The following is a 25,289-nucleotide window of genomic DNA, read 5'->3' on the forward strand; positions in this document are numbered from 1 at the left end:
CTTGCTCATCTTCATCACCTCCGATTGCCGTCACCGGCAATTCGGATGCGACTTTCAATTTACGGACAAGTTCTTAGTTTATAATCCAGCCCAATTTCCATAAATGAAGTCCTAGGCGGCAGGCATTCATTGACAGCTTGCGCCTCGAGCTAAACGCCTACTCCATGTGGGGTCATCGCCAGGAAATGAGTTCACCCGGGAACTGCCGCATGGCGATGTAAATGTCTTAGCGCTTTCCCATCACACAAACAGCCGGCGGAGCCGGTTAAGCCGACTCTACCTGCGACGATCCAGCGTCGGGCACGTGCGCCGAGTTGATGCATTTTTCCCTGTTTATCGAACCTTGGGAACGATGAATTCACGCTCGGCCAGATGAACCTTGCGTCGCTTAGCTTGCATCGTTTCATGGCGACACCTCCAGTCGAACCATTTTGCCGCTCGTTCAGTTATTCCGCCATTCCTCCCCCCGGGTTTCGGCTTATCGATATCGACTCGCACTATCTCGCCAGACAATCAGGAGATATCGGTCACCTCAACCCTCAATTCGCGCTTTCGACACGCAGGGCGATGTCCGACACCTTCCGAGGCAGACGCGGAAGGCTTTCGGCAGCATCGAAACAGTTGATTCCTTATATGCGAGCAGGGATATTTCTAGAGGTGAATCGCGTCTGATGTAATGACCAATATGCAAACGTATGCATGAAGATTGCAGTAGCTCGTGCTCTGGACTTCTTGCGGCGATGCGTCAATTTGTTACTGCATAACCGCCAATGCAAAAGTTGAAAATAGGGTTGACATGGAATAACTATGCTTGCAGAATGCATACGTCTGCAAACAACGGTAATTGAAGGATTTGGCATGATGGTGGGTGACAATAATTCAGTATGTGTGGAGCGCCGCAAAATTCCTGCCTCATTAGGCTTGGCTGCTACACATTTGAGTCGACGCCGGAGTATTTCTGTCTTGTCGCCTTTCAGTTCCATTTTCTCGACGCGTAGGTCAGGAGGCATCGAGCTGCAAGCCGAATTCGAACACATGGGTCTGGCGCGACGCAGCTTGGCCCACTTCCGTACTGAGCGCGCGAATTTCTTCGCTTTTCTCGCGGCCGATCGACGAATCGAGCCTAAGGTCAGGACGTTCCATGCCGCTGCCGGCAGGGCATTCAAGCTGAATGGAGAAAATGGCAATGCATGATCGAATTATTGCGACGACCTATTTTGATGGAATCAAATATCACGCCGATGGTCCGTACGCGATTCACGTTGAAAGTGGTATCGTCCAAACCGTAATGGCTGAGCGCGATTCCTGTTTGGGTCAGCCGGAATCGCAGAAGCGGACCGAGCGGACGGTCCGAGTGCCGTTTGCAATGCCCGGACTGGTCGAGGCGCATGCGCATATTTTCCTTGATGGTGGCGAACTGGACCTCGTCGCTCGTTCCGAGTACCTCAAGGCGTCATTTGATTCAATGATGGATGTCGCATCCTGCAACCTAAAAAGTGCACTGGCGCACGGTGTAACTCTGATCCGTGATGCCGGCGACAAGTATGGCGTTAACCATGCGGCGCGCGAGCTGTGCAGAAAAAGTGACCACGGATGTTGCCCCGACTTGCGATCTGCCGGTCTCGGCATTCGACGTCCAGCTCGCTATGGCAGCTTCATGGCCTATGATGCCGCAGGCGATGAGGATATCGTGACGACGGTGAATCGTATTGCTGACGAAGGTGCCGACGATATCAAAATCATCCAGACGGGAATTATTGATTTTGCAACCGGGCAGGTAAAGGGCGAACCGCAGTTCGATGTGGCGGCTTTGTCGCTGATCGTCAACACAGCGCGTAGCCGGGGGCTAAAGACGTTCGCACACTGCAGCGGCCTTTCGGGACTTGAGGTCGCGGTTCAAGCCGGCGTTGACTCGGTAGAACACGGTTTTTTCATGAATGAAGAGCTTCTGAAGCGCTTGCGTGATCGGCAGATCGCTTGGGTGCCGACGTTTTCGCCCGTTTGCTTTCAACGGGACTATCCGGAAATCGTCGGCTGGGATGCCGCCGCATTGGGCCATTTGCGCCACATTGTTGACGATCATCTACGGCACGTGCGAATGGCATACGAACTCGGCGTTCCGCTGGTGGCCGGATCGGATGCCGGTAGTCATGGCGTTCACCATGGTCGTTCGCTGATAGACGAACTTTATTTCTTTCTCGCCGCCGGGCTGCCGATGGAATCTGTGCTCACATCCGCTACCTGGCAGCCACGGCGCTTGTGGGGGCTGCAGCATACGATGCTAGAGCCAGGTGCGCCCGCCGACATTGTTTGCCTCAATGGAAATCCGTTCACTGATTCCAGGTACCTGCGCGACGTCGCGATCGTATTCAAAAACGGCGTTCCGGTCAGTGCGAACGGCACGATCAAGGCGTGTGCATATGCGTAAGATTAAGTCGCTGCTGTATCGCACTGCTGCGCGTGGTGAGGCCTTTCTAAAAGGTGTGGCCTTTGACTGCCGCGCGTGCGGTCAATGCGTCTTGTCGCAGACCGGCTTGATTTGCCCGATGAGCTGCCCCAAGGGGCTGCGCAATGGCCCATGCGGCGGGACGCTTGGCGATCGATGCGAGGTATATCCGGATCGTGCGTGCGTCTGGATGCGCATCTATGATCGCACCGCAAAAGACAGCACCCAGGTTCCGCCGCTGAATCCGTCGCCCGATGCGGCGCTGTTTTTTACGTCTTCTTACGCCAACTGGTGGAAAGGGATCGACGAAGGCGGAACGACACCGCTCACCTATCTGGATCTGCCAAAGAATCGCGTCGACCAGCCGATTGCGACTCAGTCGCGCCTCGAGGCTGCGCTTAAAGCTGGCCGCTTCGTCAAGACGTGCGAAGTCCGATCGCCTCGTAACGCCGATTTTGAGCGGCTGTACAAGGAGATCGACTATGTCAAAGACAAGTTCGATGCAGTCAATGCGACTGCATATTTGAATGGTAAGCCGTCACTGCCATCCGGGCGCACTTGTATTGAACTGCTTGCCGCGGGTGTCGACGCTATCTGCCAGTCGACTTGTCGAGACCACACCAAGACTTCATTTGTCTCGGAGCTTATCAACAATCATGCCAACGGCGTTCATAATGTTCTGTGCCTGACCGGGGATTCCTATGCAGGAAATCCAAGGATAAAGCAAGTGTTCGATATGGATTCATCGCTGATGGTTTTTGAGGCGCGTCACCTTCGCGAAACCGGGGCTATACATTTTACTGGCCAGACGATGCCCGAACCGCCGAAGCCATTTATTGGCGTGGCGATCAACCCATTTACCAGACCAATTTCCGCACCAATTCGCCGCCTGAAGCAAAAAATCGCAGCCGGAGCAGATTTTACGCAAACGCAGCTTATCTTTAATTTGCCTGCATTCGAGCAGTTCATGAACAGGTTTTGCGACGACGGGCTTGATCGCGACCTGTTCTTGTTGGCCGGTATCCCCGTCGTCATCTCCAAGTCGGCGATGAAGATGATTCCGCATATTCCAGGCGTGGATTATCCGAACGAGATCCGTGAGCGGCTTGAAGGTGCTGCAGATCTGCGCGACGAGGGAATCAAATTAGCGCGGGAAACGGTCCGCGCTGTATCAAAAATGCCGGGCGTCCGTGGGGTGCACCTTATGCTGCTCGGTGCTGACCACTCGGTATTGCCCGAGGTCGTCTGCGACATTGACGCACTGGGTGGCGCGTGCAGCAAACATGGATAGCGACGGCTGAAAAGATTGTTCCCACAGTAAGTACCTAAACTTTAATAACGGAGGCAAAACATGAGACGCTTAAATAAACCAATCCTAGCCATCGCGACTCTATTGATCGCGTTCAGTGCAAAGGCGCAGAGTAATTTACCTTATGGGCTCAAGTCGGGAAAGCCATACGCTGGTACCACTGTGCAGGCGCTTGTGGTTGTGACGCCGCAATTCAAGGGGCTGGAGTTGCGCGCCGACGAGTTCACTAAGCTGACTGGTATTAATGTCAAATGGACCGAGGTGCCGTTCAAGTCCTTGCAGGAGAAGATGGCCAGCGTCGGTGTGGCAGCCGACGGTAATTATGACGTCGTCAATTATCTTGATGCGTGGGGCCCGGCCAACGCCCACTGGCTGGTGCCGCTCAACCCGCTGCTCGCCCGCGACGGCATTAATTTGGATCGCTATCCGCCGGCTTTTGTCAAAGCGTCTTCTTTCGGCGGTAAGGTGATTGGTCTGCCGATGCGTTCGCATACCCAGTTGTTCTTTTACAGGAAAGACATTTTCGATGAGTTAAAGCTGCCGGCGCCCAAGACATGGGACGATGTTGTCGCCGCAGGTGTCGCCATAAAAAACGCAAAGCCGGGTGTCGGCCCGTTGGCATGTTATTACGGTGCGGACGGCAATCGCCAGAATCTGTTCATCTGGGTGAACTACCTGTGGGGAGCAGGCGCGCAGATTTTTGACGCCAAGGGGCAGCCTGCATGGGATAGCCCTAAAGCGATCAAGGCAACCAAGGACTTTATCGGTCTTAATACTGAACACAAGATCTGCGCCGACGGCGCGGTCTCTGCACTCGAGCAAGACGCACGCGTCAGCTTCATGCAGGGTAAAGCGGCGATGATCCCTGTCTGGTGGTGGGCTTATTCTGGCTTCGTCAATCCGACCACCTCGAAGCTCAAACCTGAGCAGGTAGCCTTCACCAGCATGCCGTCCTACAAAGGTGCACAACCCGTTACGCTTGCGACGAGTTTGCCATTCGCTATCTCTAAATATTCCAAGCACCAGGAAGCGGCGTGGGAATTCATGAAATGGGTCTCGAATCCGGATCTCGAAAAGAAAAACGCTATCGAGCGCAGCGTGGCCGGTGTTGAGATCATCAACAATGTCGTCAACCACAAAGTCAATCTTCTCGATTCAGCCGTCGACGCAGCTAACAATGGCGTACCTGTAGCCGGTGCGGCAAGTCTGGCCAAAGCCGACGTGATGCCGATGATCGCCGAATGGCCGGAAGTTGGTGATTTGCTATCCAACGCTATTAACAAGGCAGCGGCGGGTGGCGACATCGAACAACTTCTGAAGGCGTCGGCCAAGGATGCAACTCGGGCGTTACGACGCGCGCGCAAGTAAAGAAGGTGCATTTATGAACGGCATTGACATTTCCGCGAAAGCAGATGGCCAGAGCGCGGTGGTCGCGACGCCGATCAAGCAACGCGGCCTGCAGGATAAGCATTTGAAATACTTGCTGGTCCTGCCGGCGTTCCTGGTGATCGGCTTAACGGCGATCGGTCCGCTGTTCAGCGCGTTGTATCTGGCATTTCGCGAATGGAACCTGAGCAAGTCGTCAGTCTCTGTCCCTCTGTGGAGCCTTACCGACGACGGCTTGGGTAACATCGCCTACCTGTTTGACAATTTCGCTCGTGCATTTGCCGACGATGCGTTGCGGAACTCGATCTGGGTGACCACGGTGTTTACACTCGCTTCAGTGATCCTGACAGTGGGTGTGGCACTTGGCGTGGCGCTGCTCCTAGCGCGCGGCACCCGGGGACGGGTGCTGGTTCGCACGCTGTTGATTCTTCCGTTCGCCATGAGCCCCGCGCTGGTCGGTGTCTCCTGGCGCTTCATGGTCAATCCTCAGCATGGCCTGGTGCACGCAGTCTTCAAGGATGTGTGGCCAGCGCTGGCTAGTATCGACTGGCTGGCTGATCCGATTCTGGCGTTCGCTGTTTTGCTGGCCAGCGATATCTGGCACTGGGCGCCCTACATCGCAATGTTGCTACTCGGGGGGCTGGCGTCCGTGCCTAAAGAATCGCAAGAAGCGGCAGAGATCGACGGCGCATCCGCCTGGCAAGTGTTTCGAGATGTGACGCTTCCCTCCATCATGCCGGTTTTGATGGTCTCCGCGGTGCTGAAGGCCATCTTTTCCCTGAAGATGTTCGACCAGGTGTTCATGATCACAAACGGTGGTCCGGGACAGGCGACCCAAACCATGGCCCATTACATCTATTTTCAGGGATTCAAGTATTACGACATGGGTTATGCGTCGGCGGTGTCTTACTTTTTGGTGCTGCCCATGTTAGTGCTTTCTTACTTGTATATCCGCTTAATTTTCAAGCGCTTCTAGGAGCACGTGATGACCGTTCGATACCAAAGCCGATTTTTTGGCGCTACACAGAACGCGCTGATATTGTTCACCGCCGCCGCGATTCTTATACCGATCTACTGGATGGCTGCAGCAGGTTTTAAAAGTTATGCCGATGTATTTGAGGCCGGATGGCTGTTTAGACCGACCTTGGAAAATTTTCGGACGATCATGAACCCGCCGTATGAGATTCACAAAAAGTTTTTCAATTCAACGGTGGTCGCGATCATAACCATTGCCATCGCAATTCCGGTTGCGACGATGTCTGCCTATAGCTTTTCGCGCTTCCGGCTGCGCTTCGAGAAGTCAATTTTCATGGCAATTATCGCGACGCAATTTGTACCGTCGATCATTCTGGTGCTGCCATTTTTTATCCTTTTTCGTGATACGGGTTTACTCGATACATGGGCAGCACTGATTCTTGTGAACTTGTCGTTTGTCACACCATATGCAGTATGGATGATCAAGGGTTTCATTGATGCTATTCCGCTCGACACCGAAGAAGCCGCACTAGTCGACGGTTCCACGCGATTGCAGGTGATTAAGAACGTCGTCATCCCGATGGCCGCCCCAGGGCTCATCACCGCGTCAATTTTCTGTTTCATTATTTGCTGGAACGAGTTTTTGCTGGCACTGATCGTTACCAGCAAAAACGCAGTCACCCTGCCGGTTGGTTTGGCGATGTTCACCGCCGAAGAAGGTGATCTCTGGCAGTTAATTTCCGCCACGGGCGTGCTGATCATGTTGCCGATGTTCGCGCTCGGCCTGATTATTCAGAAGCACTTCATTCAGGGCAGTACAAGCGGCGCAGTCCGCTGATTTTTAGGAGGCATCATGGCAGCGATTTCACTTAACAATATAAGCAAGAGCTGGAACGACACACACGTCATCAAAGATCTTTCTCTTGAGATCAATGACCGCGAGTTTCTAGTGTTGCTTGGCCCGAGCGGCTGCGGGAAAACGACCACGATGCGGATGATTGCCGGATTGGAGGAACCCACCAGCGGACAAATTACCATGGGCGGACGAGACATCACCTATCTTCCGCCGCGCGACCGCGACGTTGCCATGGTATTCCAGAACTACGGCCTCTATCCACACATGACGGTCAAGGAAAATATCAGCTATCCATTGCGCATCCGTAAGGTGCCGCGTGAAAAACACGAGGGACTGATTGCCGATGCGGCGCACAAAGTGAACCTGGAAAATTTACTAGATCGTAAGCCCAAGCAGTTGTCCGGTGGGCAGAGGCAGCGCGTGGCACTAGCACGTGCCATTGTGCGGCATCCGCAGGTATTTCTTATGGATGAACCGCTCTCCAATCTCGATGCCAAGCTGCGCATAAGTATGCGTGCCCGCATCAAGCATTTGCAGTACGAGCTTGGTACGACGATGGTTTATGTGACGCATGACCAGATCGAGGCAATGACACTGGCCACGAGGGTGGTCGTGATGTACGGAGGCGTCATCCAGCAAATCGATACACCGGAAAATATTTACAACGATCCGGCCAATATGTTCGTCGCTGACTTTATCGGTTCACCCGCCATGAACCTGCTGCGTGGGAGGCTGGAGAATGGCAATTTTATTGGCCAAGGCATATGCGTGCCGGGCGTCGGCAAGGGTTCGCACGACGCGGTCGTACTCGGCGTGCGCTGGGAGGATCTTTCGCTTGCCATGCCGGGTACCGCACATATGAATGGCGAAATCTATACCGTCGAACTGATTGGCGACGCCACTCAAGTCACGGTGCAAAGTGGATCGCAAATGATAGTGGTACGCACCGAGAAAAACTTTAAGGCGAAATTCGGCCAAGCAGTTGGTGTCAGCGCACGCGCCGATCACTGCTATCTGTTCGACGCATCTTCGGAGACGCGTCTAAGGCACCTCGAAAATCGAGCGTCGCCGACCTCCTGAACATTTATTCCTGACTAAAGCCTTTTAGCGCATCGATCGCTGTTCATCTTTGCGCTGAATTGTGTACGGGCACTGCTTAAACGCGGGAAGCCCGGGTACCTGCACGACTGTGCGTCGCGCAATAGGGTTATTACGCCCATTTTTTAGTGATTGCCGATCGCGGCGATAGAAAGGAGTGACACCCAGAACCCATCGCATAAACCAATTCAAGAATCAGGTGACAACCAACTCGAAACTTCCTATGCCGTCGTACGGCATAAATTGACTGGGAACATAAAATGAAAAACCTTTCCTTAGGTGCACTGGCCTTCCTGACACCTCTTGTATCAATGTTTGGCATGAGCAGTATGGCTGCAGCTCAAACGAATGTAACGATGTACGGCATTATTGATGCCAGTATCAGCCGCGAAATTACAGGTGCCGGTGGCGCCACTAGAATGGAGTCGGGTATTCACAACGGCAACCGCCTTGGTTTCCGAGGGGAGGAAGACCTTGGTGGCGGCTTGAGCGCCGTGTTCACAATGGAAAACGGCTTTAACCAGGACGACGGCACGGCGGCACAGGGCGGCCGCCTGTTTGGCCGACAAGCATTTGTCGGGTTGTCGAGCCGTAGCCTGGGTTCCGTTCGATTGGGCCGCCAGTACTCTCCAGTCTACCTCGCGCAGCTGACAGTCGATCCGTTTCCGGGCATGAAGGGCGACATGACCGGCATTCGCCAATGGTTCAACAGCGGCAATTTTCGCGTCGACAATTCCATCACTTACATTGCGCCGACGAACGGCAAGTTTACTGGCAGCGCACTGTATTCGTTAGGAGAAGTGGCCGGCAACTCGTCCGCGTCGCGCCAGTACGGCTTCGCTGTCGGCTACACCGGATCACCACTGACAGGTACGCTTTCCCATCACCTGACTAAAGACAATACGGGCGCTGATAGTGCGAAGGTATGGTTCCTGGGCGGCGCGTACGACTTCGGCATGCTCAAGGTCCACGCAGCGTATGACAAAACGACCGGTGCTGGTGGCAGCGACATTCGAGACGTCATGGTAGGCCTAACAGTACCGCTGCGCTCTAGCAAGATCATGGCGTCGGTAATCCGCAAGGAAAACAAGGCCCTTTCCAACGCCAACGCTCGCCAGGTTGCTCTCGGCTACCTCTATGATCTGTCGAAGCGTACGGCCCTGTATACCTCGGCTGCGTATGTCAACAATGAGGCAAATTCCGGTGTGAACGCTGGTGGAGTGAATGGCGCGGATAACAAGGTTTTCGATGTCGGCGTACGCCATACTTTCTGATCTGACTGCGTAATGAAAAGAGGCACCCATGGAGCGATGCCATGGGTGCCCTAACAAGCGCGTAACTGTGCAAAGAACTTCACAGCGTGTCAAAGCCGAGTTCGTTGTCCATGGCTCAGCACGCTGGGTCATTGACGACGACCGGACACGATACGAAGGACTCTGCAAACATCACCAACACGCGTTCGCCAGTGCCACCACAGTTCTTGCCCGTTGGCGACGCGCCACTTGGAGAGCACGCACTGGCCTCGCCCCGGAATTTCAACACTTGCCGCGCTGCCTGAAGCACGTACCGCAAGTGCAAAAGAGATAGTAGGAATGGTGTACTGGTTTCGTTCTTTTTCCTCACCACGTTTCCCCTCACGGGAGGCATGGAGAGCAATTTTTCGCCTGGACTGGGCGATGTATTTACTTTTTTGGAGGCAAACGTGGCAATTCAATTTCCTAAAGTGGGAAAACCGGCAGACGAGAAGGCTGATATCGACCTGAAAGTGCGGCAGACCGTCGAAGGCATTCTCGCCGACATTCAGGAACGTGGCGAGCAAGCGGTACGCACCTATTCCGACAAGTTCGACAAATGGGCTCCCGCGAACTTCCGTTTGTCGCAGGAAGAAATTCAGGCTTGCATCGACTCGCTCAGTCCGCAAGCGATTGACGACATTAAATTTGCACAGGCGCAAATCCGCAGATTCGCACAGATTCAGTTGATGAGCATGCGCGATGTCGAGGTTGAGACCTTACCGGGTGTGATTCTTGGCCACAAGAATATCCCCGTCAATTCGGTTGGCTGCTATGTCCCAGGAGGGAAGTATCCTCTGCTGGCATCGGCCCATATGGGTGTGTTGACTGCAAAGGTGGCCGGCGTAAAACGTGTAATCGCCTGTGCGCCACCGTTTGAGGGTAAGCCGGCACCGGCGATCGTCGCAGCAATGGCCATGGCCGGTGCGGACGAGATCTATGTTGTGGGCGGGGTGCAGGCTGTCGCGATGATGGCGCTCGGCACCGAGAACTGTGCACCGGTGGACATGCTCGTCGGTCCGGGCAATGCCTATGTCGCCGAAGCGAAGCGGCAATTGTTCGGGCGCGTCGGTATCGACCTGTTTGCAGGCCCGACTGAGACCCTGGTTATTTGTGATGACACTGTCGATGCAGAACTGGTTGCTGTCGATTTGCTTGGCCAGGCTGAGCATGGCCCGAATTCACCCGCGGTTTGCATTACTACCAGCAAGAAGATTGCGAACGAGTTACCGGCGGCCATCGAGTCGGTCCTGGCACGTCTCGCCACACGTGATATTGCAAGTGTAGCGTGGCGCGATTATGGCGAAATCATCCTGTGCGATACCCGCGAGGAAATGCTGTCAGAAGCCGAGCGCATCTGCTCCGAGCACGTGCAGGTGATGACCACGGATCCCGACTGGTTCTTGCAGAACATGACGAACTATGGCGCGCTGTTCCTTGGCCCCCGCACAAACGTGTCCTACGGCGACAAGGTGATTGGCACGAATCATACGCTGCCGACGAAAAAGTCAGGTCGGTTTACGGGCGGACTCTGGGTCGGCAAGTTCATCAAGACGCACACTTATCAACGTGTGCTGACGGATGAAGCGAGCGTGCTGATCGGTGAGTACTGCTCGCGTTTGTGCGCACTCGAACATTTCGCCGGCCACAAGGAACAGGCTGATATTCGTGTACGCCGCCTCAAGAAGAACTGATCGGAACTAAGGAGTCTCTGGTGAGAAAATTGATTGGCAAGGTTGCCGTTATCACGGGTGCCACCGGCGGTCTCGGAAGCGCAATTGCCCATGCCTTTGCCGCCGAGGGCGTGCGGGTGGCGGTCGGTTTTCACCGATCGGAGGAGGCTGCGAATGCGCTTGTCGCTGCTTTGCCCGGAAGCGGTCATTTTGCGGTTTGCCTGCCGGTGACGGCAACTGACGCCGTCAATGCCGCCAGCGGCAAAGTAAAAGCGGTGGCCGGCCGCTGTGACATTTTGGTCAACTGCGCCGGCACCACGCGCTTTGTCGCACATGCAGATCTCGATGCACTTGACGATGAATTGATCGACCAGATCTTTGCAACCAACGTCAGGGGCGCGATTGCGTGCGTGCGCGCATTCCGCCCTCTGTTAGAGGAGAATGGAGACGGCCTCGTCGTCAACATTTCATCGATCGCTGGCGTCACCGCCAACGGCAGCAATATCGCATACTGCGCCAGTAAGGCGGCGTTGGACAATCTCACGAAGTCGATGGCGCGCGCTTTGGCACCTGCTATTCGGGTCGTGAGTGTATCGCCTGGGTTGATCGATACCGAATTCGTGCAAGGGTTGGATCAATCATGGCGCGGCCAACAAGTGGCGAAGACCCCATTGAATCGCCTAGCGTCGCCGGAGGAGATTGCACGTGCTGTCTTGGCGACGCTAACCCATCTTACTTTTACGACGGGAGCCACGATCCCAGTCGATGGCGGACGTCCGTTATGAAACCCGCTGAAGTATCGGACATCCTGCGCACGTTTCCCGGGATTGTCTCGGGACACCAAGGCAACGCAGCGCACAAAATATTTATCCGGCATGCTTAGGTTAAATACGATGTATAGCGAATGGCCGCCTGTCTTGGCTGGTGCGGCGGCGTTTTCCAATGCGATCTCGAAGTGTGTACTGAGGCCAATGCAGAAAAACATCGGCATCGCCGACGGAATGGAAACAATATGGCCATGCTTTTGCGTTAAGACTACCCATCACGCCGGTGTCGACGGCAGGTATCAGGCACATCAGCCGTGTCAGATGGATGTGCTCGACACGGTGTAGACACCGGAAGCGGAAGAAGATGATTTTTTTGCGCGTCCGCCATCGCTGTCGTCGAAAGCACGATAGCCACTTTGATCACCAAGTGAGCGGCACGATTCTACGTTTGCTAATCAAGGAAAAAATTCAATGACTTTAATGACAGATTCCCCAGACCTGCAAAGCCGCTTGGTTCGATATCGCGACTTGCGCCCGTGTACGACCGCTTTTATCGATACAAAGAGCCCGGGCAGTGACAAGAAGGAAAACTTCACGATTATCGGGCCGGGGGTTGCCGAGAATCCTGCGCAGTATGTGCATATCACTGAAAAGCATGGCTTCAATATCGGCGGCGCGCGTCAACCGCCAAAGTGCAAGAACTCGGTCCATAGCCATGAAACGGCTGAAGTTTTCATGATTCATTCAGGCACATGGCGTTTTGTCTGGGGTGAGCATGGCGACGCGGGCAGCATCGTGCTTAAGGCAGGTGATGTCATTTCACTTCCAGCGAAGATGTTCCGTGGATTTGAAAACATTGGGGACGATACGGGGTTCATGTTCGCTATCCTGGGCGGAGACGATCCGGGCCGTGTCCTGTGGGCAGGACATGTACTGGAACGCGCAAAAAGATATGGTCTGATCCTGCTTGAAGGTGGTCGACTGATCGACACCAGCGCTGGCGAAAAGGTGCCGGATGGTGCTGCAATCGAGCAAACACCAACGCCGGAAGAGCTGGCTCGTATCATCGTACCTTCGCTCGAAGAGATGAGGACTTGCATTCTAACTCGTGAGGCGATGGTAACCAGCAGCGCATATGGCGGACTTACCTGCGAGGGTGTGAAGGAATACCCGGTCATCGGCTTGCCGAATGCAAGCGACGGTGTTGGCTCGTCACCGATGGCGTGGCGGCATGGATTCACATTGCGCACGGTAGAAATCGCGCCGGGTGCAGAAACTGTACTTCATAGCCGCAATTGCCACGAGGTATGGATCATGTATCAGGGCGAACTCGAGATGTCGCAAGGTCCCGGTGGCGCTCCGGCTATCAGTATTTCGCGTGGCGATACATTTACCGTGCCAATCGGCATGCCCAGGTCGTGGCGCAATCCCGGCAAGGAGGTGGCTATTGCATGGGTTGTGCGCGGCAACGATGATCCCGGACCGGTCGATTTGTATAAGGCATCGTCGGTCTGATTGATTCCTGTGATACTGCCGATCGTTTTCCTTCCAGGTACGCTATGTGACGCGCGGCTCTGGCAGCACCAGATCGCGGCACTATCGAGCCGGACAGCATGCCATGTCGGGAACTACGGTGCTGCGCAGAGTATTGCCGAGATGGCGCGTAACGTGCTAGCACATGCGCCCCCGAAGTTCATTCTTGCCGGCCTGTCGATCGGAGGCATTGTGGCGCTTGAAATGTGGCGTCAGGAGCCGTCGCGCATTCAGGCACTCGCCTTACTTGATACGAATCCCCACGCGGATACGCCGGAAAGAAAGACGGCGCGAGCAGTGCAGCTCGACTATATTGAGCGCGGTGCACTGAATGCGTTGGTGGAAGAACTGCTCATTCCTACCTATCTCGCGGAGGGGCGGACGAACGATCCGGGAATTCGCCAGTGTATTCACGAAATGGCTCATAATCTCGGTCCGGATGCATTCGTGCGCCACTGCCGTGCGTTGGAGACTCGGCACGACAGTATGCCAACGATATCTAGGATCGTAGTGCCGAGCCTGGTGTTATGTGGGGAGGAAGACAGAGTATGTCCGCCCGCGTGGCATATCGCGATGGCAGACCAACTGCCTCGTGGACGACTGGTGATGATTCCCGACGTGGGGCATTTGAGCGCGCTCGAAAATCCAGAAGCTGTGACGGCACAACTGACCAGCTTTGTCGAGAGTGTTTCTGTATAAGAGGGTGCTGGAATACGCAAGCGACAGTACTCCTGCGTGCATCCATAGCATTGATGGGTACACGGCTATAGAAGTGTTCCGACACCACGCGGCACACCGTCCCCCTTATGAAGCGAAACTCGGAACAAGTCCACCGGATACGCGCACGGACCGTGGCCGAAAGGTTCTTGGAGGGATGCCCCCCGTTAAGAGACTTGGTCCAGTGGAAGCTTCGGTCTCAACTGTGACGATGCCTTATTGCACCGTTTCGGAAATCAACCGCACAATCTCAGCCGCGTCAATTTGCGCACGGCGTCCGCTGCGTGACAAGTCGCTCTCACTGGTTGTCATGCCGCACTGCGCGAACCGCCGATCACCTGGTTGTGGCTGATCTAAAGACGCCGGGCAATTCCATGGCTCCCTACGCCATCGGCCGCCTGCAGAACGATGCGCGTACGCCTTGCTGCACGCGCATCGATGGTCTGCGATCTCACGCGACGCTCCAGTTAACTGCGTTGTTCATCGCTCAATTCTATCGGTCTGACCGCGTTCATCACTCGTTCTGCATCATAAGGAATGGAACTATGGCAGTGCCCGTGGTTCAATGATTTCGACAGCATTACATTAGAACTGCTCCCAGTCATCATTGGTTCCGGTCCGCATAGGCGACGGCTTCACTACCGCAATCGTTCTTTCCCTGCAGTCAACCAATTCAGGAGCCGTCTTCCCGTCGATGGACGGAACCGCATGCGGGGGTAGGCCTGCTTGCACGCCCACAATCGATGTCTGCGCGCCCTCCAGCTTGAAAACGCTGACCGCATGCGCAAGCTTGCTTGCCTGGTTCTGCATCGCCTCTGATGCCGCCGCGGCTTCTTCCACCAGGGCCGCGTTCTGCTGTGTCGTGTGCTCCATCTGCGTAATGGCCTGATTGATGTGCTCGATGCCGGAAGTCTGCTCCTGGCTGGCGGCCGTGATCTCGCCCATGATGTCGGTGACGCACCGGATGCTGTCGACGATTTCGCGCATGGTAGTGCCCGCCTGGTCGACCAGCTTGGTGCCGGCGTCCACGTTTTCCACCGAATTGCTGATCAATATCTTGATTTCCTTGGCGGCCGCCGCCGAGCGCTGCGCAAGGCTGCGCACTTCGGTCGCGACGACCGCAAAGCCGCGTCCCTGCTCGCCAGCGCGCGCCGCCTCCACTGCGGCATTAAGGGCAAGAATATTGGTCTGGAAGGCGATGCCGTCGATGACGCCGATGATGTCGACGATCTTGCGTGAGGAGGTGTTGATCGATCCCATCGTATCAACCACTTGCGCGACCACCACACCGCCCTTGGTCGCCACTTCAGAAGCGGAAACCGCCAGCTGGTGGGCCTGACGCGCATTATCTGCGTTCTGCCGCACCGTCGACGTCAGTTCCTCCATCGACAAAGCCGTTTCCTCCAGCGAACTGGCCTGCTCCTCGGTGCGCGCCGACAAGTCCTGGTTGCCCGTCGCGATCTCGCTGGATGCGGTGGTAATTGTGTCGGTACCGGTGCGAACCTCGCTCACCACCCTTGCGAGGCTGGCATTCATGTCTTTCAGCGCCTGCATCAGACGCCCGGTCTCGTCGGTGGATTTCACCGCGATCTCGCTCGTCAGGTCGCCCGCTGCGACCGTCTGCGCAACCTTGACCGCCGCGAGTAGCGGGTGGGTGATGCTGCGCGCCACCCACCAGGAGAAACCAATCGCCAGAAATGTCGTGATAGCGGCAAGGCCGAGCATCATCATGACGCCTTCGTGATATTGCGCGTCCGCATCCGCGCTACCTTTGTCCATCAGCTTTCCGCCCAGATCGGCCAAGCCTTTCACCCGCGAAAAATAGACATCCTGCGCCGGCGTGACGGCCTTCAGCAAGTGCTGGGAAGCCTGGTCACGTTTGTCCTCCCCCAGCAGTTTGAGGTAGTCGCTGCGCGCGCCCAGATACTTCGTGCGCTCCGCCTGCAGGGCGCCCATGATCTCTCTTTCTTCCTTCGTCAACAGCAACTTGTCGAGCTGATCGACATTGGCGGCAATGTCTTTCTTGATCATTTCACTTTTTTCCAGCTCGATGTAGACCTGGTCCGGATCGTAGATGATCATCAGATTGCGCAATGTCGCTGCCTGCAAGCTGACTCCCTCCATCACCTTGTTGACGAGTGCCACCCGCGGGTAATATTTTTTGGCAAGCATATTGGTGCTGTCGGCGAGCGCACTCAAGCGAGCAATCCCTAATCCCGTGATACCGATCAGCAACAGGATGAGCATGCCAAAGGCGACCGCAAGTCGGGTGCCAATTTTCAGGTTTGCGAAAAACATGTGGTAACGTCCTTTTGAATGGAATGTGATGGTTGAAATGTTCTGTTCTCCTCCCGTGCGAGCGCAGTAACGCGTCATGCGCGCGGCCCGGCACGCATGGAAAATTGTGGCGGATCCAAGCCGAGGCAGATAAGTGGCGGCATCAGATACGGTTCAGGTAGACAACCTCTCGCCAGTCCCATGTCGTCGGGCGAGATCAGCCGATCGATATCAACCATGATCAGGAAGCGCACATCCAGCGCTGTTCTGGATTTCAATGCCGCACTCTTCGCTACCGAGGTTGAAGACGAGCTGCCTTATCGCGGGCAGCTCGATATTGATCTGTTCGAGCATCAGCCTTGCCAGCGTCCGCAAGTCGTCGGTAGCGCCCTCGACAGTGGCCAGCGCTTCATCCGGGTCAAACGCCTGCGGCATGCAAGGCGCATAGGATGCTTCGCGCGGCGTCGCGGTGGCGGTGAGGTTTGTCGCACCGCGCATCAACGCATCGATCGTATCGAGCAGCGCTCGGCCCCGGATCGGCTTGGCAAGGTAATCAGTCATGCCTTAATTCAACTGCAGCGTCTTGTCATGTCACTGCGTCATGGAGCGAGTACCCGCGATCGAGGAGCGATGTGCTTCAATCGACATCAAGACTATCCCCTTCAGCCCGGCCCCGTGTTCACGGTCGATATGGTCTAGCATCTGGGCGCGCATGCCTGGCGTCCAGAAGTTCTGCAAATGGCCGGCGATGCCGTTCAATGCCTCGATCTCGTCCGGCAGCGTTTCAAAGAATGTGCCGATCTGGTTTGCCATCTTGATGAGTTGTTGAATATCCATGTCGTGTTATTCCGGTGCGATATGTTGGGCGTTGGCATAACAAACGCATTCGTCGCCGCGCGCAAAGGCGATCAGTGTCAGTCCGCATTGCTGCGCCACCCTGACGGCCAGCGCAGTTGGCGCGGACACCGCCACTAGCGCGGGCATGCGCGCCGTTGCGGCTTTCTGCACCATCTCCACACTGGCGCGGCTGGTGATCAATGCAAACCCATCCTGCACATCCGCTTCAGACAGGATCATCGCGCCTATCAGCTTGTCGAGCGCATTGTGCCTGCCGACGTCTTCCATGACCTTCACCAGTTCACCTTGCGATGTGCACCAAGCCGCCGCATGCATGCCGCCCGTGGCATTGTGCAACGGCTGGCTTGCTTTCAATCCAGCCAGCGCTCGGCGAATGCCGGCTGGCGGCAAGTGCGGCGCATCCGAAATCGAGGGCATCGGGCGCAATACCTGCGCGAGGCTTTCGGTGCCGCAGAGGCCGCATCCCGTGCGCCCCGCAAGTGTACGGCGCCGCTCTTTCAGCATGCTGAATGCTGCATTGCTCAGGCGGATGCGCAGCGTAATGCCGTCCTCGCCATGGCCAGTGTCGATGTCGTAAATCTCGCTGGCTGAAGGAACGACGCCTTCGCTGACGGAAAAGCCCAGCGCAAACTCTTCCAAATCGGCAGGCGTGGCCATCATCACGGCATGCGAGACGCCGTTGTACTCGAAGGCCACCGGCACTTCTTCGGCGAGCTGGGCCAGCGTCGTCGTCCAGTTGTTGGTTCGCAGCCGCCGGACGGTGTGTTCGCTGGTGCAGTCGGCGGTGTAGGCAATGTCATCCAAGGTGGCGTCTCCGGGTAGTCATGCAGCGTGCGCTGCAGCGGGCTTGAGCTGCACCGCGGTCACTTTGTATTCGGGGCAATTGGTCGCCCAGTTCGAATTGTCGGTGGTGATGATGTTGGCGCCGGGCTTCGGGAAGTGGAAGGGTGTATAGACCACCTCCGGCTGCACCCGTGCGCTCACGCTGGCGCGCAGGAGCGTCTGTCCGGCGCGAGCGTCAGTCACTCCTGCTTTTTCAGATTTGGAATTTCTTCGGGGAGGCCGAGAGAGGGCGCATGGCTGCTCTTCCTCTGATGGAAACCCGCATCGAAAAGCGCGGCGACATCATCCGCGCGAAGCGCGAGCGCAGTCGAATCGCACGGAGCGAAAATTCTAATGGTCACGCCGCCTCCTTGAGATCGTGGATCAGCTTGTCCAGCCTGTCGGGTGTCACACGGACATGCGGCGTGCCATCGATCAGGACCGATGGCGACACTGCGCAATGGCCGAGACAGTAAACCTGTTCGATCTCAATTTTGCTGTCGGCACTTTTCGCGGCGTGGACGAGCAAACGGTCGCTCCCCATGCTCTGACAAGCCTCGGCGCAGCAGACGTGGACGACGTGTTTTGCAGGAGGCGTGGTGCGAAAGTCGTGATAGAAGCTGATCACCCCATGCACTTCGGCGCGCGACAGGTTGAACGTATCGGCGAGCATGGCGATCGCTTCGGAAGGAATGTAGCCAAGCGCATCCTGGATCGCATGCAATGCCGAAAGGAGCGATTCCGGGGTAGACGCATGGGCCTCAAGAATGGCGCGTACTGCGCCGGTAATGTCGTTTTCGTCGTGACGCATGGTCGTCGGATGTCGTCCTCGGTTGAATCGTCATATATGCAACAAATTACATATAATGAGCATATGATTTTTACATATTGAGAAGCTAACACGTAGTATGTCGCTTCTCAATATGATACGAATTGCATAAAGATGAGGATCGAAATCCTCGCCGTCTGGCTGCTCTGGAAGGCCGATGGCCGGGCCATCGGCCTGTTGTATCGCGATGCCTGGGGATTGCTCAAGGAATTCGACGTGCCGGGCGAAACGCAAGGCGGGTAAGCGCGCAGCAGCGCCTTCCCCGCACCTGCCATGACCGCGGTGCATGCCGCGCCAAATACCCCGGCCATGCCGCATGTACCGGCTCCAACACCTGTACTGCAGTATGCAGCGCCGGCCTTCAAGACCGTCGCGAACTAAGCACCTGCGCCGCCACATCTGCTGCAAGCCAGCCTGCCGCGATGACCGCCACCTTCATCATCTAGTGTAGTGTTTCGTTTTTTAATCAAGGCGCTGATTAGCGCGAATGATCTTTTGCAAGATGTCATTTGCCTTTGCGGTCCAGATGAAGGATTTCGGATTTTGATTATGTCCGAAGATGTACTCCTCGATGGCGGCAATCAGTTCGGACACTCTCTTTCTGCACGCGCATCGATGGTTTGCGATCTCGCGCGACGCTCCAGTTCACTGCATTGTTCATCGCTCAATTCGATCGGTGTGGCCTCGTTCATCATTCGCTCTGCATCATAAGGAATAGAACTTGTGTCCAGTGTCCCCCGTTCCTTCAGTACGATTTCAACCGCCCTTGTAAACGACTCCATCGGAGTTTCCAAATTGCCGGCAAATCCTGCCTTATGATGAGCCATTTCAAACACATTCCACAACGTTTGCGCATCGCCAGCAGGCGGTAACCTGCGTCGACAACTTGTGGAAGGTAACAGCGGTTAAAGCTCCAACCCGTGCCCCGAGTGGATATCTTTTGCCCATAGCCGGCCAGGGAGGTCGCCACATCCCTCGCATTGCGAATGTCGAAGAAGGCAAGCTTCTCGACCATAAGTCGGGCAACGATCTGATTTTTGCTGGTACGCTGGAAATTCGTTTTGGTTGACAGCAGACCTGCTGGTCAACGAAGAACGTAACGAGCCGGATCTAAATGCGGTCGAGATGATCATGCACATCTCTGAGGCATTCGCACCCGTTCTCGCCACAGCGCTGTGCCTCGTCGTAAAACAGGATGAATGCCTGCGACCCCGTCGCAGATCGCGATAAGCGTGGAAATAAATCGCATCCGCCGCGGCTCGCACGTTTCCTCATTCTTGTCGTTAACGTAGCTTGAAGTTGTCTGACTATCGAAAATGTGAACGTGTTTAAGATCTGGCAACGGGCCGGTTGCTTGCGTCCAATCGACATTATTTTTTCGTGGACGAGGATAACCTGATATCGGCGGATGGAGAGGGTGTCTTTTCGGAAAAAATGCCAAGGTAAAGCTCGGTTTTTATTCGTGCTCCAGTTGTATACTTCAACAGCCGCGCGTAGCCAGATTTTCCCGCACCGTTACACCGGTAGATGACGGTTAGATTTCCGGCACCAAAGACGAGGCTAGAGCTAGATCCTGGGCGAATCGCATTCACACCGTTTACGTTATCAATGCTATCGATCTTGAAAGGCGACATTGCCAGGTTTTGAGCAAATGCGCCTGCTGGCACTTGCTCGAAGTTGACACTGGTTATTGTCAGGACTTCGTTTACACACAGATTTGCCAGTTCATGAATGGCACGGGGACCAGGCGCGTTGTTGAGTGAGCAATCTGGCAGCTGCTGTTTGCAATCGTTTGGGTCGTTCGGACAGCCATGCCTCAAAGGATTCGCTTCCCGTAGGTTGACTTAAGATTGCTCTTGCGTAGCTCATAGGCAATATCCATAACATAATTGCAGATAAGCAATTAAGCGACACGTCCACGCCACTGCCTATCCCCAAAACATGGGATATCGTTAAGCTGGGCTAAAAGTTTGGCTTCGGCGTCGAGGTGGTGGGTCAGTTCAGCCGCTAACATCCGCTCGGTCAGCTGCTTCTTGAGCTGACCGGCCAGACCGGACTCGCCGAGAAACGACTCGGCATCCTTGTTCTGGATCTGGGCCAGCAGTTGATCAATCCGCTCATCCGGAAAAAGTTTCGGCGCTTTCGGTTTCTTGGTGTTCCTGATCGTGCTCATTGTTACGGTCATGGTGTTTCCCTTTCGGTATCATCTCATGACCTCTTGCGCGCAGAAAATCTGACAGGCTCACGAGTGGCGACTTTTGCGACCAGCAACCTGGATAAATTGCTTTCTGCCATCAATCAAGTCGTAATGCTTGGTGTCCGCGGGTAGCTGCCTGATCGCTTGCAACGGCATCCAGGTAGTCCGCATATTGCTGCATCATTTTCTTGCGCTCTTCCTTGAATTCGGCGCGGTCGTACGCCTCGCCGTAGGTGTCGCCGGACTGGTGCGACAGCTGCCGGTCCACTACTTCGTGCCGGTAACCGAGCCGCTCCTTGATCACGCCCATCGCCAGCGAACGGAAACCGTGCCCGGTCATTCTGCCGGTGTACCCCATGCGCTTTAGCGCCGCCAGTATTCCCCAGTTGCTGGCAGGCCGCTCATGGTCATTACGGTTCGGGAAAAGATATTTGCTACCGTCCGTGACCGCATGCAGTTCCCGCAACAGCGCCCAGCCCTGGCGCGGCAGGAACACGTGATGGTCAACCTTGCGCGGGTTGATCTTGCGCTTTCCCATCTTCATGCGCTGCCAGGGGATCACCCATTCTTCATTGTCGAGATCGATTTCGCTCCACGGCGTTTCCGTCAGCTCGCTGGTACGGACAAACACTAGCAGCATCAGGCGCGTGAGTGTCCGCGTCGGGGGCGACATGTGGACTTCGTTCTTGGCGAGAATGCGGAGGAATTCCGGCAGCTCATCCGGCGTGATCGCCGCGTGATGTCCTCTTGGCGTTGGCCGCAGCGCGCCGCGCAGACTGGGCGCCGGGTCGTATTCGGCCACGCCCGTGGCGACGGCGTAGCGGAATATCTGTCCGCATACCTGCGCCTGCCGTCTCGCCATCTCGACTGCGCCGCGCCGTTCGATTTGCCGCAGCATGTCGAGAATGACGGGGGGGCTTGAGTTCCTTGATCGGGTACTTGCCGATCAACGGGAACACATCCTTTTCCAGGCGATACAGGACGTTGGTGGACGTCCGGGGCTGCCACGAGTCGATCTTGTGCTGGTGCCATTCGCGGGCGATGGCCTCGAACGTGTTGGCGCACTCGATCGCCTTTTGCCGCTTCTCGATGTGTCTGACTAGGCTGGGATCGGTGCCTTCGTCGAGCAGCCTGCGTGCCGGTAATCCATGCGCCAGTATTTGGCGCCGTCGGTGTTGACCAGCAGGTAAAGCCCGCCGCCGTCGGAAAGTTTGTACGGCTTCTCTTTCGGCTTGGCGTTGCGAGGCTGGATGTCGGTCAGTGGCGTGGCGAGCTTCGGCATTTTGACGGTATCCGTTTTTGGCCGGGTCGGCTGATCCTGTCATGTACCGTCAATGGAAGGGGATGTCAACGGATGCCAAAAGGCACCGGAAAACAAAAAACCCGCATCAGCACTGGGCTGGAAGCGGGTTTTAGGACGTTCCAGGACTTCCTGAAACATGGTATTGGATAGGTTCACTTTAACGAACCCGTCGGAGGCGCTTATTTACTAGTGGTAACTGGAATTCTGATATCAAATTCCCCCAAATATGCCCTGAAAATTCGACGGGGCGCGAATAAAGAGTCCTGTTGCAAATAAGCAAGGAATTCCGCTACTCTACCTTGTTGCATCGTTGCGACATTCTTTCTATAAGAGTTTAGCTGTGATAGTGCTGCGCAACGAGCGGTTCCCGTTCAATCCGACACTTAAAGGCTAGGACTTTCGATGTCAGGGCAGCTTTCCTTCTAATGAGTTTCATAAAAAACATTGTTGATGGCTTATCTAAAGCCTCGAGAGGGCAGTCTTTAACACAATTGCCCCCCAAAGATAATGCTCAAACACTGTTGAAAGAGAATATGTCAAGTAACGCACCAACTTTCGCTCATCCCAAAATCATGACGATTGGCCTTTCCGGAGCAATTTCCGAGCGACTAGAGGCAAAGGGCTATTGCGTTACAGAGGCATCTCTTGGGCAGCCGTTTGAAGTCGACAGTAGCGCGAGCTTACGCGTATTGCCGCTAATTGACCCGATGCCGCATGACTATAAGGAACAAGAAATTGTAATTGTCGATTTAAATCAGGAAGAAGGTTCTGAGGATCCGGCAAAACATCGCGAGATCGGGCAGATGGTTGATGCATGGTGGGTCTCAAATAAGACAGGTCGGATAAATCCAAGCCTGCTTAATGGAGCTGCAGTAAAGGGTGACTTTGATCGCATTCTGGCTGCGGGCGGCGTTTTTATCATATTTGCCAACTCGGTTGAGACGCAAGAGTTCGTTTATGGACATCTCGACTCGTTTAATCGTGTTGATATCGCCAAAACTTTTCATGGGCATAGTTGGAATTTCCTTACATGCCTCGCGGATGACGACTACATTAGAGTCACGGATGACCATGGAGTCTCAATCAAATTACACGAGGACTTTCCAAAAGACAGCATTCTCGCCCAGTTGCTCGTCCCCCATTTGGCGGAAACTCGATATAACTGCACGCTCCACTCAGGTTACCGGACAAAAGAGGGCTGGACTCCGATCTTGGTGAACAAATATGGAGCAACGGTCGCTGCAGGGTTTACGGGATTTGGGAAGGGGACGGTGCTAATTTTTCCAGATATTCAAGACAAGGCTTCATTTATTGAAAGGCTAGTATCTGAATTGCTGCCTGGGATAGCACCCGAATTATTTCCGGAGCATGAGAATGCCTCATGGACCAATGAGGCTACATACGAAGTTGAGACGGTGACAGTTCTAAGGCAAGAAATTGCCGATATTGAGAGAAATGCAAAGCTAGAGGTCGAAAAACTGCAGCGCCAAATCGACATAGAAAAGGACGAGAACAGCTACATATTCGATTTGGCTCGGGAAACAGGTGATGCCCTAGTAAGCGCCGTCCAAAAGGCATTTCAGACCCTCGGATTTTCTAAAGTCGTTGACGCCGATGCGGTTCTTAAAGAAGAAGGAAAAACCGGGCAAAACAGAGAAGATTTGCAAATACACGACTACGAACCAACTCTAATCGTGGAAGTGAAGGGGATTAGCAATTTCCCAAGTGATGATAACGCCCTGGTTGTCCAAAAATATATTGTGCTACGTATGAAAGAGTGGGGCCGGGTCAACGTAAAAGGACTATCGGTCATTAATCACCAGCGACATTTACCGCCATTAAATCGTGATAACAAGAAACCATTTAGGGATGAATTAGTTTCGGCAGCAGACGAACAAGACATTGGTTTAATTACCGGTTGGGATTTGCATCGTCTGGTAAGGAGTTTCACCGCGAACGGGTGGAGTCATAACGACGTAAAAGATATCTTCTATCGCGATGGGCGAATCAAGATCACACCTAGTCATTATGAGCAAATAGGGGTAGTAGAGCGATACATCGAAAAAGTAGGGGTTATTGGTGTCCGACTAACAGCCCCGCTTAATAAAGGCGACCGACTAGCTTACGAACTTCCAATCGTATTCAAGGAGGAAGACTGTAACTCGCTTCAGTGTGAAAATCAGGATGTAATGACTGCACCGGAAGGATCACTCGCTGGAATAAAAACATCCCTGGGCAGCGACGAAGTTGAAATTGGACTGCCAGTGTATCGCGTGAAGCGCTCGAACTAGCATGACTTCGATTGACAATAGAATTCAGGCTATTCAACACGTCTTGGCCAGCATATTTGCTTCGCAACGCACGCTAAAAGTGCTTGCTCCTGAATTTAAATGGGCAGGCCTTGGGAACCTTCTGGGGGATTTTGGCGAGCTTGTGGCGATAGATGCCTATAATCTGACAAAGGCACCTGCAGGCTCGAACGGGTTCGACGCGATTCACGACGACGGTCGTAAAGTCCAAATCAAGACAAACTATGCCGCTAGCCAGGTCGGCTTTCGTGGAACGGCCGACATTCTATTGGTCTTGAACGTTACGGAAGACGGCAACTGGTCCGAGCTATATTTCGGCCCATTTGCAATAGTCCTGGCCGCTTCTCGACGTTCTGAGCGGGATAACAAGAACATGATCGCCGTATCAAAGCTACGAGAGCTACAAAAGGTCCATGGTTTTGCCAGTGGATATAATCCCGCCCATTTGCCGGACTTGGAAGTGATGCCAGTCTCATCCTAAGTTGGGCAAAGTGTTCAAGGCATACGTTGCTCCAAATTATTTTCTCGCCAGCTCATCTACATAGTCATAGCAGTAGGCCATGCCTGGTTTCGCCCCTGTATTCCCGTACCACCGGCATTAGTTATTTAAAGCCTGTTTCTCTCGAAACGTCCGTGGCGGCA

Annotated in this window: 23 protein-coding genes and 4 pseudogenes; 14 read left to right on the top strand and 13 right to left on the bottom strand. The window is 54.7% G+C overall.

Annotation, left to right across the window (positions count from 1 at the left end; translation table 11 throughout):
• Nucleotides 1–999: 999 nt before the first annotated feature.
• Nucleotides 1,000–1,143, bottom strand: coding sequence for a hypothetical protein (locus tag E6W33_RS27205; protein ID WP_168798777.1), 144 nt, complete (start codon nucleotides 1,141–1,143; stop codon nucleotides 1,000–1,002).
• 43 nt (nucleotides 1,144–1,186) lie between these two features.
• Here E6W33_RS27205 and E6W33_RS26405 point away from each other — a divergent pair, with 43 nt between their 5' ends.
• The 11 genes from E6W33_RS26405 (at nucleotide 1,187) to E6W33_RS26455 (ending at nucleotide 14,034) form a co-directional block, all read left to right on the top strand.
• On the top strand, nucleotides 1,187–2,428 hold the full coding sequence (locus E6W33_RS26405) for an amidohydrolase family protein (protein ID WP_168798778.1): 1,242 nt from the start codon (nucleotides 1,187–1,189) through the stop codon (nucleotides 2,426–2,428).
• Entirely contained in the window at nucleotides 2,421–3,737 is a 1,317-nt protein-coding gene (locus E6W33_RS26410; RefSeq protein WP_168798779.1) for a methylenetetrahydrofolate reductase C-terminal domain-containing protein, read from the top strand. The genes E6W33_RS26405 and E6W33_RS26410 overlap by 8 nt, the downstream gene beginning before the upstream one ends.
• Before the next feature lie 60 nt (nucleotides 3,738–3,797).
• Nucleotides 3,798–5,123, top strand: coding sequence for a sugar ABC transporter substrate-binding protein (locus tag E6W33_RS26415; protein WP_136420373.1), 1,326 nt, complete (start codon nucleotides 3,798–3,800; stop codon nucleotides 5,121–5,123).
• A gap of 13 nt (nucleotides 5,124–5,136) precedes the next feature.
• On the top strand, nucleotides 5,137–6,117 hold the full coding sequence (locus E6W33_RS26420; RefSeq protein ID WP_211097439.1) for a sugar ABC transporter permease: 981 nt from the start codon (nucleotides 5,137–5,139) through the stop codon (nucleotides 6,115–6,117).
• Between the two features lie 9 nt (nucleotides 6,118–6,126).
• Entirely contained in the window at nucleotides 6,127–6,954 is an 828-nt protein-coding gene (locus tag E6W33_RS26425; RefSeq protein ID WP_136420374.1) for a carbohydrate ABC transporter permease, read from the top strand.
• A 15-nt stretch (nucleotides 6,955–6,969) separates the two neighbouring features.
• A complete protein-coding gene (locus E6W33_RS26430; RefSeq protein WP_136420375.1) occupies nucleotides 6,970–8,052 on the top strand; it encodes an ABC transporter ATP-binding protein in 1,083 nt (360 codons plus the stop codon).
• A gap of 278 nt (nucleotides 8,053–8,330) precedes the next feature.
• A complete protein-coding gene (locus E6W33_RS26435; RefSeq protein WP_136420376.1) occupies nucleotides 8,331–9,344 on the top strand; it encodes a porin in 1,014 nt (337 codons plus the stop codon).
• Nucleotides 9,345–9,772: 428 nt separating this feature from the next.
• A complete protein-coding gene (hisD, locus tag E6W33_RS26440; protein ID WP_247869804.1) occupies nucleotides 9,773–11,056 on the top strand; it encodes a histidinol dehydrogenase in 1,284 nt (427 codons plus the stop codon).
• Nucleotides 11,057–11,076: 20 nt separating this feature from the next.
• Nucleotides 11,077–11,820, top strand: coding sequence for an SDR family oxidoreductase (locus E6W33_RS26445; protein ID WP_348983176.1), 744 nt, complete (start codon nucleotides 11,077–11,079; stop codon nucleotides 11,818–11,820).
• A 453-nt stretch (nucleotides 11,821–12,273) separates the two neighbouring features.
• Nucleotides 12,274–13,317, top strand: coding sequence for a cupin domain-containing protein (locus E6W33_RS26450; RefSeq protein WP_136420378.1), 1,044 nt, complete (start codon nucleotides 12,274–12,276; stop codon nucleotides 13,315–13,317).
• Nucleotides 13,318–13,326: 9 nt separating this feature from the next.
• Nucleotides 13,327–14,034, top strand: a complete 708-nt coding sequence (locus E6W33_RS26455; RefSeq protein ID WP_168798780.1) for an alpha/beta hydrolase — start codon at nucleotides 13,327–13,329, stop codon at nucleotides 14,032–14,034.
• Between the two features lie 603 nt (nucleotides 14,035–14,637).
• Here the strand turns inward: E6W33_RS26455 and E6W33_RS27920 are convergent.
• The 6 genes and pseudogenes from E6W33_RS27920 to E6W33_RS26485 form a co-directional block, all read right to left on the bottom strand.
• On the bottom strand, nucleotides 14,638–16,350 hold the full coding sequence (locus tag E6W33_RS27920; RefSeq protein ID WP_168798781.1) for a methyl-accepting chemotaxis protein: 1,713 nt from the start codon (nucleotides 16,348–16,350) through the stop codon (nucleotides 14,638–14,640).
• A gap of 210 nt (nucleotides 16,351–16,560) precedes the next feature.
• On the bottom strand, nucleotides 16,561–16,890 hold the full coding sequence (locus E6W33_RS26465; protein WP_136420380.1) for a hypothetical protein: 330 nt from the start codon (nucleotides 16,888–16,890) through the stop codon (nucleotides 16,561–16,563).
• A 30-nt stretch (nucleotides 16,891–16,920) separates the two neighbouring features.
• The gene (locus E6W33_RS26470; RefSeq protein ID WP_136420381.1) at nucleotides 16,921–17,166 is read right to left on the bottom strand and encodes a formate dehydrogenase subunit delta; all 246 of its coding nucleotides are present in this window, start codon (nucleotides 17,164–17,166) and stop codon (nucleotides 16,921–16,923) included.
• Nucleotides 17,167–17,172: 6 nt separating this feature from the next.
• Entirely contained in the window at nucleotides 17,173–17,991 is an 819-nt protein-coding gene (gene fdhD / locus E6W33_RS26475) for a formate dehydrogenase accessory sulfurtransferase FdhD (protein ID WP_136420382.1), read from the bottom strand.
• 45 nt (nucleotides 17,992–18,036) lie between these two features.
• A pseudogene (locus E6W33_RS26480) lies at nucleotides 18,037–18,204 on the bottom strand (molybdopterin dinucleotide binding domain-containing protein); the annotation flags it as partial.
• A gap of 163 nt (nucleotides 18,205–18,367) precedes the next feature.
• Entirely contained in the window at nucleotides 18,368–18,820 is a 453-nt protein-coding gene (locus E6W33_RS26485; RefSeq protein ID WP_136420384.1) for an NAD(P)H-dependent oxidoreductase subunit E, read from the bottom strand.
• Nucleotides 18,821–18,952: 132 nt separating this feature from the next.
• On the opposite strand from E6W33_RS26485, the gene E6W33_RS27925 reads away from it, so the two are divergent.
• Nucleotides 18,953–19,081 (top strand): hypothetical protein, encoded by a 129-nt coding sequence (locus E6W33_RS27925; RefSeq protein WP_282183725.1) that lies wholly within the window; start codon nucleotides 18,953–18,955, stop codon nucleotides 19,079–19,081.
• A gap of 219 nt (nucleotides 19,082–19,300) precedes the next feature.
• On the opposite strand, the pseudogene E6W33_RS27730 reads toward E6W33_RS27925, so the two are convergent.
• The 6 genes and pseudogenes from E6W33_RS27730 to E6W33_RS27740 all read right to left on the bottom strand — a co-directional run.
• Nucleotides 19,301–19,438, bottom strand: a pseudogene (locus E6W33_RS27730) (IS630 family transposase); the annotation flags it as partial.
• Nucleotides 19,420–19,665 carry a hypothetical protein gene (locus E6W33_RS27965; RefSeq protein ID WP_136420385.1) on the bottom strand — a complete coding sequence of 82 codons (246 nt, stop codon included), beginning with the start codon at nucleotides 19,663–19,665 and terminating at the stop codon, nucleotides 19,420–19,422. The gene E6W33_RS27965 and the pseudogene E6W33_RS27730, both read right to left, overlap by 19 nt.
• A 1,148-nt stretch (nucleotides 19,666–20,813) precedes the next feature.
• A pseudogene (locus tag E6W33_RS26500) lies at nucleotides 20,814–21,023 on the bottom strand (IS256 family transposase); the annotation flags it as partial.
• Nucleotides 21,024–21,132: 109 nt separating this feature from the next.
• Nucleotides 21,133–21,933, bottom strand: a complete 801-nt coding sequence (locus tag E6W33_RS26505; RefSeq protein ID WP_247869805.1) for a site-specific integrase — start codon at nucleotides 21,931–21,933, stop codon at nucleotides 21,133–21,135.
• 73 nt (nucleotides 21,934–22,006) lie between these two features.
• Nucleotides 22,007–22,195 (bottom strand): annotated as a pseudogene (locus tag E6W33_RS27970) (integrase); the annotation flags it as partial.
• Nucleotides 22,135–22,317: an Arm DNA-binding domain-containing protein gene (locus E6W33_RS27740; protein WP_247869806.1), complete on the bottom strand. Its 183-nt coding sequence runs from the start codon at nucleotides 22,315–22,317 to the stop codon at nucleotides 22,135–22,137. The gene E6W33_RS27740 and the pseudogene E6W33_RS27970, both read right to left, overlap by 61 nt.
• 446 nt (nucleotides 22,318–22,763) lie before the next feature.
• Here E6W33_RS27740 and E6W33_RS26510 point away from each other — a divergent pair, with 446 nt between their 5' ends.
• Together E6W33_RS26510 and E6W33_RS26515 are read left to right on the top strand one after the other, a co-directional pair.
• Entirely contained in the window at nucleotides 22,764–24,629 is a 1,866-nt protein-coding gene (locus E6W33_RS26510) for a hypothetical protein (protein WP_136420386.1), read from the top strand.
• A gap of 1 nt (nucleotide 24,630) precedes the next feature.
• Entirely contained in the window at nucleotides 24,631–25,128 is a 498-nt protein-coding gene (locus tag E6W33_RS26515) for a hypothetical protein (RefSeq protein WP_136420387.1), read from the top strand.
• The last annotated feature ends 161 nt before the right edge of the window (nucleotides 25,129–25,289 follow it).

It is taken from the genome of Herbaspirillum sp. ST 5-3, from assembly GCF_004804275.1.
Classification (GTDB): Bacteria; Pseudomonadota; Gammaproteobacteria; order Burkholderiales; family Burkholderiaceae_D; genus Noviherbaspirillum.

Excerpts from the sequence above, each read along its gene's own strand:
- E6W33_RS27920 (WP_168798781.1), bottom strand. The coding sequence starts at position 16,350 with ATGTTTTTCGCAAACCTGAAAATTGGCACCCGACTTGCGGTCGCCTTT.
- E6W33_RS27965 (WP_136420385.1), bottom strand. The coding sequence starts at position 19,665 with ATGGCTCATCATAAGGCAGGATTTGCCGGCAATTTGGAAACTCCGATG.
- E6W33_RS26430 (WP_136420375.1), top strand. The coding sequence starts at position 6,970 with ATGGCAGCGATTTCACTTAACAATATAAGCAAGAGCTGGAACGACACA.
- E6W33_RS26450 (WP_136420378.1), top strand. The coding sequence starts at position 12,274 with ATGACTTTAATGACAGATTCCCCAGACCTGCAAAGCCGCTTGGTTCGA.
- E6W33_RS26515 (WP_136420387.1), top strand. The coding sequence starts at position 24,631 with ATGACTTCGATTGACAATAGAATTCAGGCTATTCAACACGTCTTGGCC.
- E6W33_RS27740 (WP_247869806.1), bottom strand. The coding sequence starts at position 22,317 with ATGCCGAAGCTCGCCACGCCACTGACCGACATCCAGCCTCGCAACGCC.
- E6W33_RS26405 (WP_168798778.1), top strand. The coding sequence starts at position 1,187 with ATGCATGATCGAATTATTGCGACGACCTATTTTGATGGAATCAAATAT.
- E6W33_RS26505 (WP_247869805.1), bottom strand. The coding sequence starts at position 21,933 with ATGCTGCGGCAAATCGAACGGCGCGGCGCAGTCGAGATGGCGAGACGG.
- E6W33_RS26485 (WP_136420384.1), bottom strand. The coding sequence starts at position 18,820 with ATGCGTCACGACGAAAACGACATTACCGGCGCAGTACGCGCCATTCTT.
- E6W33_RS26415 (WP_136420373.1), top strand. The coding sequence starts at position 3,798 with ATGAGACGCTTAAATAAACCAATCCTAGCCATCGCGACTCTATTGATC.
- E6W33_RS26465 (WP_136420380.1), bottom strand. The coding sequence starts at position 16,890 with ATGACTGATTACCTTGCCAAGCCGATCCGGGGCCGAGCGCTGCTCGAT.
- E6W33_RS26410 (WP_168798779.1), top strand. The coding sequence starts at position 2,421 with ATGCGTAAGATTAAGTCGCTGCTGTATCGCACTGCTGCGCGTGGTGAG.
- E6W33_RS26510 (WP_136420386.1), top strand. The coding sequence starts at position 22,764 with ATGAGTTTCATAAAAAACATTGTTGATGGCTTATCTAAAGCCTCGAGA.
- E6W33_RS26435 (WP_136420376.1), top strand. The coding sequence starts at position 8,331 with ATGAAAAACCTTTCCTTAGGTGCACTGGCCTTCCTGACACCTCTTGTA.
- E6W33_RS26420 (WP_211097439.1), top strand. The coding sequence starts at position 5,137 with ATGAACGGCATTGACATTTCCGCGAAAGCAGATGGCCAGAGCGCGGTG.
- E6W33_RS26425 (WP_136420374.1), top strand. The coding sequence starts at position 6,127 with ATGACCGTTCGATACCAAAGCCGATTTTTTGGCGCTACACAGAACGCG.
- E6W33_RS27205 (WP_168798777.1), bottom strand. The coding sequence starts at position 1,143 with ATGGAACGTCCTGACCTTAGGCTCGATTCGTCGATCGGCCGCGAGAAA.
- E6W33_RS27925 (WP_282183725.1), top strand. The coding sequence starts at position 18,953 with ATGAGGATCGAAATCCTCGCCGTCTGGCTGCTCTGGAAGGCCGATGGC.
- E6W33_RS26470 (WP_136420381.1), bottom strand. The coding sequence starts at position 17,166 with ATGGATATTCAACAACTCATCAAGATGGCAAACCAGATCGGCACATTC.